This is a genomic window from Sphingomonas sp. FUKUSWIS1 (genome assembly GCF_000733135.1).
Classification (GTDB): domain Bacteria; phylum Pseudomonadota; class Alphaproteobacteria; order Sphingomonadales; family Sphingomonadaceae; genus Sphingomonas; species Sphingomonas aerolata.
Window position 1 is genome coordinate 1 of the sequence record NZ_JPJC01000080.1, and the last position, 8,208, is coordinate 8,208.

The 8,208-nt window shown below is 67.3% G+C and carries 8 protein-coding genes; 5 read left to right on the forward strand and 3 right to left on the reverse strand.

What is annotated here, in order from left to right; genetic code table 11:
• Together sphsw_RS05850 and queG are read right to left on the reverse strand one after the other, a co-directional pair.
• Positions 1–986, reverse strand: a 986-nt coding sequence (locus sphsw_RS05850) for an MlaA family lipoprotein (protein ID WP_235188300.1), incomplete at its 3' end; no start/stop codon positions are given.
• Between the two features lie 125 nt (positions 987–1,111).
• Positions 1,112–2,263 (reverse strand): tRNA epoxyqueuosine(34) reductase QueG, encoded by a 1,152-nt coding sequence (gene queG / locus sphsw_RS05855; RefSeq protein WP_031439780.1) that lies wholly within the window; start codon positions 2,261–2,263, stop codon positions 1,112–1,114.
• Between the two features lie 44 nt (positions 2,264–2,307).
• Between queG and sphsw_RS05860 the strand changes: the two genes are divergently transcribed.
• From sphsw_RS05860 to msrB, 4 genes are all read left to right on the forward strand, one after another.
• On the forward strand, positions 2,308–3,219 hold the full coding sequence (locus sphsw_RS05860) for an ABC transporter ATP-binding protein (protein WP_031439781.1): 912 nt from the start codon (positions 2,308–2,310) through the stop codon (positions 3,217–3,219).
• Positions 3,216–4,445 (forward strand): ABC transporter permease, encoded by a 1,230-nt coding sequence (locus sphsw_RS05865; protein ID WP_031439782.1) that lies wholly within the window; start codon positions 3,216–3,218, stop codon positions 4,443–4,445. Before sphsw_RS05860 ends, sphsw_RS05865 begins: the two co-directional genes overlap by 4 nt.
• A 142-nt stretch (positions 4,446–4,587) precedes the next feature.
• Positions 4,588–5,790, forward strand: a complete 1,203-nt coding sequence (locus sphsw_RS05870) for a cytochrome P450 (protein WP_031439783.1) — start codon at positions 4,588–4,590, stop codon at positions 5,788–5,790.
• Positions 5,791–5,852: 62 nt separating this feature from the next.
• A complete protein-coding gene (msrB, locus tag sphsw_RS05875) occupies positions 5,853–6,359 on the forward strand; it encodes a peptide-methionine (R)-S-oxide reductase MsrB (RefSeq protein WP_031439784.1) in 507 nt (168 codons plus the stop codon).
• A 13-nt stretch (positions 6,360–6,372) separates the two neighbouring features.
• Here msrB and sphsw_RS05880 read toward each other — a convergent pair whose 3' ends face one another.
• Positions 6,373–6,987: a CHAP domain-containing protein gene (locus sphsw_RS05880; protein WP_081874169.1), complete on the reverse strand. Its 615-nt coding sequence runs from the start codon at positions 6,985–6,987 to the stop codon at positions 6,373–6,375.
• Positions 6,988–7,331: 344 nt separating this feature from the next.
• Between sphsw_RS05880 and sphsw_RS05885 the strand changes: the two genes are divergently transcribed.
• Positions 7,332–8,120 (forward strand): SDR family oxidoreductase, encoded by a 789-nt coding sequence (locus sphsw_RS05885; protein WP_031439786.1) that lies wholly within the window; start codon positions 7,332–7,334, stop codon positions 8,118–8,120.
• Positions 8,121–8,208 lie beyond the last annotated feature (88 nt).

Here is an 8,208-nt window from a genome sequence, read left to right on the forward strand (position 1 = left end):
GCCGCGCCGACCGGGATCCGCGTCGCGGGCAGCGCCGCCTGGCATTCGGGCGGCGGCGCCGGCGGCCGGCGGTGGAGATGATCGATCTCCGCCTGTCGCCGGTGCAGGTAGAAGGCCCGCGACGATGCATAGGGATCCCCCACATCGTCATGCAAACACTTGAGAGTTTCGTCGAAATCGGCGCGGTGGTCGAGCGCGCCGAGCACGCCGGCCGGCACCGTGTAGCTCGCATCGGTGAACGGCGACCCGATCGCAGTGGGCAACAGCAACCGGTCGAGCGTCCCGCCGATCAGGTCGCGCACCGTCGTCGGCCCGACCAGCGGCAGGAACAGGAACGGCCCGTTGCCGATTCCGTGATACCCCAATGTGTTGGCAAAGCCGTTCGACCGGCGCGGCAGCCGGAACGGCCGCTTCTTGGCGACGTCGATGACCCCCGCCGCGCCGACCGTCGAATTGATCACGAACCGCCCGACCGTCTCGGCCGCCTTGCCCGGCTTGAACTGCAGCAGGAAGTTTACGAACACGATCGGCTCGCGCAAGTTATAGAGAAAGTTGTGAATACCCTTGCGGATCGGGCTCGGCACCTTGCGCTTGTAGACCCGCGCCACCGGGCCGACGACCGCGCTGTCGACCGCCTGGGTCGCGCCGAACGCCTGGGCATTGACCCCGCGCAACGGATCGCCGGGATCGCGCGTCTGCCCGACGACGACGATGTCCTTCTGCGCGTTCGGCTCGGCGGGCACGGGCGCTGGAACCGGGGCGGTCTGGGGCACCGCAACCGGCGCGGGAACCGGGGCGGTCTGCGGCGCTGCAACCGGCGCTACGGGCACCACGGGCGGCGATACCGGCACGACGGGCGATTCGGGCACGCGCTGCTCGTCCGCGACCACCGTCGACGGCGCAACCGGGACCGGCGCGACGGGCAGCGGGTCGACGGCCTGCACCGCCAGCGCGGCGACCATCGTAGCAGTGGAAAATGCCAACATATGCAATCATCGCCCCTTGGACCGCCACCGCTGTCCGCATTGCCCCCGCAAGGCAAGTCTCGAATGCGCGCCCCTACACCGGCGTTCGTGAATAATTTCCCCTGTCGCGCGTCACTTGGCCCGCGTCAGCTTAAGTTCGCCCGATCCCATTCCACGCGGACGCCGTCGTCATTTTCGCTGCCGCGACGCTGCGCTTTCTCGGCCGCGAATCGCGCCGCGTCGAGTCGCGACAAGGCCCACACCGCCGTCCCGCGCACCACCGGCGCCGGATCGCCCAGCAACGCCGCGACACCCTCCGACAAGGCCGGATCGCCGCTATTCCCCGCCGCGATCAACGCGTTGCGTACCATCTTGTCGCGCCCGATCCGCTTGATCGGCGATCCCGCAAAGACCTGACGGAATCCCGCATCGTCGAGCGCGATCAGGTCGGCGATCTCGGGCGCGACCAACTCGGCGCGCGGCGCAAAGGCGAGATTGGCGTTCGCGGCGGCGGCGAACTTGTTCCACGGGCACACCGCCAGGCAATCGTCGCAGCCATAGATGCGGTTGCCGATACCCGCCCGGAATTCCTCAGGAATCACCCCCGCATGCTCGATCGTCAGATACGAGATGCAACGCCGCGCATCGAGCCTGTAGGGCGCCGGAAACGCATCGGTCGGGCACGCACGCTGGCACGCGTCACAGCTCCCGCACAGATCCCGACCCGCGGCATCGCCCTTCAGTTCGAGCGTCGTGTAGATCGCGCCGAGGAACAGCCAGCTGCCCTCTTCCCGGCTGACCAGATTGGTGTGCTTGCCCTGCCACCCCAGCCCCGCTGCCTCCGCGAGCGGCTTCTCCATCACCGGGGCGGTATCGACGAACACCTTGAGATCGAACGGATATTCGACGCCGACCGCGTCGCTCGCCAGCCACCGGCCGAGCGCCTTCAGCTGCCGCTTGATGACGTCGTGATAATCCGCGCCCTGCGCATAGACCGAGATCCGGCCGACCTCGCCTTGCTCCGCCAGCCGCAGCGGATCGTCCTTCGGCGCATAGCTCATGCCCAGCGCGATCACGCTGCGGACCTCGGGCCACAGCCCGGCCGGGCTCGCCCGCTGATCGCGCCGCTCCTCCATCCAGATCATGTCGCCATGCCGCCCTTCGGCGAGCCACTGGTGCAGCCGTTCGCCCGCCAGTGGCGCCGCATCCGCGCGCGCGATCCCGCACGCCGCAAAGCCCAGTTCGGCCGCCTTGGCCTTCACGCGCGATTCGAGGTCGGATGGCTTGTCGTCGGGCACGTCCGCCCGCTACCACAGCCGCTCGGCTTGAAGGAAGTTTACGCGTGGGCGAGGAATGGGCGGTCAAGGCCAGCGGGCTGGTCAAGCGCTTCGGCGACCGGCGGGTGGTCGACGGCGTCGACATCGCCGTGCCGACCGGCGCGATCTACGGCGTGCTCGGCCCGAACGGCGCGGGCAAGACCACGACGCTGCGCATGCTGCTCGGGATCATCGAACCCGATGAAGGCCATCGCACGCTGCTGGGCTTCGACAGCCCGCGCGACGCCTCGGATCATGTCGGCTATCTGCCGGAGGAACGCGGACTTTATCCTGCGATGAAGGCACGCGAGGCGATCGCGTTCATGGGCGCGCTGCGCGGTCTCGACTGGAAGACCGGACGTGCGCGCGCGGTCACGCTGATGGAGGGGGCGGGGCTCGGCCATGCGGTCGACGAGAAGATCCGCAAATTGTCGAAGGGCATGGCGCAGCTCGTCCAGCTGCTCGGCTCGGTCGTGCATCAGCCCGATCTGCTCGTGCTCGACGAACCCTTTTCCGGGCTCGATCCGGTCAACCAGGAACGTCTTGAAAAGCTTATCCTTGTCGAGCGCGATCGCGGCGCGACGATCCTGTTCTCGACGCATATCATGAGCCATGCCGAACGGCTGTGCGACCGGCTGGCGATCATCGCCGGCGGCAAGCGCCGGTTCGAAGGCACCGTCGACGACGCGCGCGGCGTCCTGCCCCAGCGCGTGCACTACACCCCGCACCGTCCCGACCCCGCGATCCGCGGCGTCCTGCCCCCCGACGCGCTGCCCGATCGCGACGGCTGGCGGTTCGAACTGCCGGGCGGCGGGATCGAGACGCTGCTGGTCCGGCTGATCGACGCGGGATACGGCATTTCCGGGCTCTCCATCGAACGCCCCGGGCTGCACGAGGCGTTCGTGCGAATCGTCGGCCAGCAGGAGGCGCAGCCATGACCCGCTTCCGCCGCACGCTGCGCCAGACCTTCACCATCGCCCGCCGCGATTTCACCGCGACCGTCTTCACCCCGATCTTCCTGCTCTTCCTGTTCGCGCCACTGATCATGGGCGCATTCGGGGCGGTCGGCGGGCTCGGCGCGGCCAGCGTCACCGACGGCGCGCAGGACAAGGCGCAGATCATCGCGATCCTCCCCGCCGCCGAGTCGCGTACGATGGCCGAGGCCGACACGCAGCTGCGCGGCATCTTCCGGCCAGGCGAGGGACCGCCCGACCTGACCACCCAGCCGGCCGCCGCCGATCCGGCGGCACAGGCGCGCAACGCCTTCAACCGCAACGATATCGACGCCGCCGCAGTGCTTTACGGCCCGCTCGCGGCGCCACAGATCCTCTATGGTCCACGCGGCGACCGCGCGGCTGGCTATCTCGCGACGCTCGCGCAGACCACGCTCGCGGCGCAACAGGCGGGCGGCACGCTGCCCCCGATCGACGTGACCAAGACCCGGATCACGCGGTCGCGCGGATCGGTCGGCGGCCAGCATCAGTCGGCGTTCTTCGCGGTGTTCGGGATCTTCTTCCTGACGCTGTTCCTCTCCGGCCAGGTCGTCGGCACGATGGCCGAGGAGCGCAACAACAAGGTGATCGAGGTGCTCGCCGCCGCGGTCCCGCTCGAATCGGTGTTCTTCGGCAAGCTGATCGGCATGTTCGGCGTCGCGGTGCTGTTCGTCGCCTTCTGGGGAACCGTCGTCGGACAGGTCACGACATTGCTTCCCGCAGGCGCGGCGGCGGCGATAGGCGATCTCCGTCCCGCAGTCGGCGGACCCATGTTCGCGCTGCTGTTCGCGGGCTATTTCACCATGGCCTATCTGCTTCTGGGATCAGTGTTTCTCGGCGTCGGCGCGCAGGCCTCGACGATGCGCGAGATCCAGATGCTGTCGCTGCCGATCACGATCCTTCAGGTCGCGATGTTCGGCCTCTCGTCCGCCGCGGTCTCGCGCCCCGGCAGTTGGATCGCGACGCTCGCCGAGCTCTTCCCGCTCTCCTCGCCTTTCGCGATGGCCGGGCACGCGGCCAATTCCCCCGAGCTCTGGCCGCACGTCGCCGCCTTGGCCTGGCAGGCCTTGTGGGTGACGATCTTCATCGTCGTTGGCGCACGACTGTTCCGCCGCGGCGTGCTCCAGTCCGGCAGCGCCCGGCCCTTCTGGCGCAGCGCGAAGCCCCACTGACGCAGGTTGTTGACATCGCTGTCAGTACTTGGTCTCCTGCCAGAAAACAGGAGAGTGATGGGTGGCGACGCTTGCAGGGGACATCACGACGGCTCCGCTTGGCGGCCCCGTAACCACCGGGGCGGCAACCGGAAAACACCCGATCGACCCGCTCGATGTCAGTCGCGCGGACCTCTACCGCGACGACGTCTGGCACGTCCCCTTCCGCCACCTGCGCGCCCATGCCCCGGTCCACCATGTCGCGAGCTCGGATTACGGCCCCTATTGGTCGGTCTCGAACTACCGGGGGATCGTCGAGGTCGAGTCGCTGCCCGACCTCTATTCCTCCGAAGCCGGCGGCATCACGCTCGCCGATTTCGATCGCGATCGCGACGTCCGCATGCCGATGTTCATCGCGCGCGATCGCCCGATCCACACCAGCCAGCGCCGCACCGTCGCCCCCGCCTTCACGCCGAGCGAGATGACCCGCATGGCGCCCGACATCCGCCGGCGCACCGCGGAGATCCTCGACGGGCTCGACTGGAACACGCCGTTCGACTGGGTGGACCGCGTCGCGATCGAACTGACGACGCAGATGCTGGCCATCCTGTTCGACTTCCCCTGGGAGGATCGGCGCAAGCTGACCTTGTGGTCGGACTGGGCGGGCGACATCGAACTCGTCAAGAACGAGGAGACGCGCAAGCAGCGGCTCGCGCATATGTTTGATTGCGGGGCCTATTTCCAGACGCTCTGGAACGCCAAGATCGACCGGCCGCCGACCCCCGACCTGATCTCGATGATGATCCATTCGGATGCGATGGCGCATATGGAGCATCACGAATTCATCGGAAACCTGATACTCCTGATCGTCGGGGGCAACGACACGACGCGCAACTCGATGTCGGCGCTGGCCTATGGCCTCGACGCATTTCCCGACGCCCGCGCCATGCTCGAAGCGGATCCGGCGCTCATTCCCAACGCCGTGAGTGAGATTCTCCGCTGGCAGACGCCGCTCGCGCACATGCGGCGCACCGCAACGCAGGATACCATATTGCAGGGCCAGTCGATCAAGGCCGGCGACAAGCTGGCCCTGTGGTATCTCTCGGCGAACCGCGACGAGAGCGTGTTCGGCGACGATGCCGACGCGATCCGCGTCGACCGTCCCAATGCGCGGCGCCATCTCGCCTTCGGCCACGGCATCCACCGCTGCGTCGGGGCGAGGCTCGCCGAGATGCAGCTCGCGATCCTGCTCGAGGAGATGGCGAAGCGCCGCATGCGGATCAACGTGGTCGGCGCCCCCACCCGGGTCGCCGCCTGTTTCGTCCACGGCTATCGTTCGCTCCCGGTCGAGATCAGCCGCTACTGACTTTCATCGCCCGCCTCCGCGCGCATCCTGTTCGCGGCAAGGTTCGTACTTATATCATGACCATGACACACACATCGCCCGATCGCCGCACGTTCCTCACGCTCGCCGGCGCCGGCGCGGCGGGCTTTGCCCTCTGGGGCTGCTCGTCGCAGTCCGCCCAGGCCGCCGAACGCTTCGAGGTCACACTGAGCGACGCGCAGTGGCGCAAGAAGCTGTCGCCGGATGCCTATAACGTGCTGCGCAAGGAAGGAACCGAGCGACCCTATTCGAGCCCGCTCAACGGCGAACATCGCGCCGGGATCTTTTCCTGTGCCGGCTGCGCGCTGCCCGCCTTTTCGTCAAAGACCAAGTTCGAGAGCGGGACGGGATGGCCGAGCTTCTGGCAGCCCTTGCCCAATGCCGTGCGGACCCGGGTCGATTCGACGCTCGGGATGGCGCGGACCGAGGTGCATTGCCGACGCTGCGGCGGGCATCTCGGCCATGTGTTCGACGACGGCCCCAAGCCGACGGGAAAGCGCTATTGCATGAACGGCGATGCGCTGACGTTCCGGGCGATGGCGGCCCGGTAATCGCTTAACTGGTTCAGCCCGCGTCGTTTACGAGCGTGAAGACGCCGCGCGGGTCGGTCGGGCCATGCTGCACCGTGGCGAGCTGAGCGGCGTTGGCGCGCTGCGTCGCGCTGGGCGCGCTGACCATCTGGAGCGACGGCTGGGCGGGGGCGTCGAGCATCTCGCCGCGCGGTGCATGGCCTGAATAGATGAAGCCCTTGGTCGGATAGGCCGAGGTGCCGAGATCGCCCTGCGGCCCGTACCAGACCTTGACCATGCTCCAGTCACCCGCGTCGGACACGTCGATCGCGCGGACATTGGTTTCAATCGCACCGCGACGCGACCAGTTGGCATGGGTCAGGAGCACTTCGCGGTCGCTGACGACCTTCGAAACCATCGCGACATGGCCGACGCGCATCCGCGAGGTCGGCGAAAAGGCGAGGACGGCACCGGCCTTTGGTGCATGGCCACGCTCGTAACGGCCCTCGGCCTGGCTCCACCAGGTGTTGGCATTGCCGCGGATCTCGATGCCCGACACCGAGCGGGCAAAGGTCACGCACTGCCAGAACTGGGCCGCTGCCGGTGTGGCCGTCATCAGGCCGCACGATACCACCAGCGCAAAACGCGCTGCTAACGCCTTGAAATTCATCGAGACCCCCCGGTCAAAACCCGTTCGTCACAGTCTGGCTACGGGAGTGCGGATTTAATTGAAAGGCGTCGCGGAACCATATCCGACGAAGCGTGTTGCCGCGCCGACGAGCCCCTTTATTCGCCAGTCACGCTGCCCCTTATGCGGCGTTCTGCCCCTGATACAGCTAACGCGCGAATGCATACAGGCATCCCTGCGCCGCGCGCTCCAAAAGAGCACACGAAGGCCGGCTTTGCGATGACAGTACGGCACACCACCTACTCAAGTTGCCATAATTCGAAAAACGGGTTTGCGGCACGCATCGCGCGGGGATACCAGTCGCAAAAATCTTTGGAGGATGCCGCATGGATACGACCACCCTGTTCCGTCTCGACGGCCGCGTCGCGCTGATCACCGGCGGCAGCCGCGGCATCGGCAAGATGATTGCGGCGGGCTTCATCGCGCAGGGCGCAAAGGTCTATATCTCGTCGCGCAAGGCGGATGTCTGCGAAGCCGCGGCGGCCGAACTTGGCCCCAACTGCATCGCGCTGCCCCAGGACGTCTCGACCGTCGCCGGTTGCAAGGCGCTCGCGGCGCAGTTCGCCGAGCATGAGAGCCGGCTCGACATCCTCGTCAACAATGCGGGTGCGGCCTGGGGCGTCCCGTTCGAGGAGTTTTCGGAGGTCGGCTGGGACAAGGTCATGGACCTCAACGTCAAATCGCCCTTCTTCCTGACCCAGGCGCTTCACGCAGCGCTCACGGCCTCGGGCTCGCGCGACCGGCCGGCCAAGGTCATCAACATCACCTCGATCGACGGCCAGCGGCTCAACCCCTGGGAAACCTACAGCTATCACGCGTCGAAATCAGCGCTGATCTATCTGACCAAGCGCATGGCCGCGCGGCTCGTGACCGATTCGATCAACGTTACCTCGATCGCCCCCGGTGCGTTTGCCAGCGACATGAACAAGGCCGCCCGCGATCACGGCGACGCGGTTGCGCAAGGGATTCCGGCCAAGCGGGTTGGTGTCGACGAGGACATGGCCGGTGCCGCGATCTACCTCGCGAGCCGCGCCGGCGATTACGTGATCGGCGAAACCATCACCGTCGACGGCGGCCTCGTCCACGCCTCGCTAGGCACCAGCATCGACGCTTGATCACAAACCCCTCTCCCCTCGGGGGAGAGGGAGGGGCCCGCCGCGCAGCGGTGGGAGGGTAAGGGACAGTTGGGACTCACCGTCCGAG